Source organism: Bacillus cereus group sp. BfR-BA-01310 (genome assembly GCF_022664325.1).
GTDB classification, from domain to species: Bacteria; Bacillota; Bacilli; order Bacillales; family Bacillaceae_G; genus Bacillus_A; species Bacillus_A paramycoides.
Map to the genome: position 1 here is coordinate 1 of NZ_JAKUHD010000122.1, position 239 is coordinate 239.

Below are 239 nucleotides of genomic sequence, written 5' to 3' on the forward strand. Positions count from 1 at the left end.
GACAATGACTTGTTTACCGTACCATGTTGCTTTATATTCCAACATGGTTCGAAACTGTGACCATGATACCTCACTAATCGCTTTTGCTAACCTATGATTCTTTAACATATTCGATACTTGCAAATCTTCTATACCGATAACATCGTGATTTTTGATGATTTCAGTCGAGATTTTATCCAAGTAATCTTTTCTAGCATTTGTCATGTATTCATGAATTCGAGCTACCTTTACTCGTTGTT

Annotated in this window: 1 protein-coding gene; it reads right to left on the minus strand. The window is 34.7% G+C overall.

All coding sequences use genetic code 11. The annotated features are described in order from the left end of the window. Positions 1–239 (minus strand): RNA-guided endonuclease TnpB family protein (locus MR109_RS29965; RefSeq protein WP_242274875.1); only part of this gene is annotated, 239 nt, incomplete at both ends.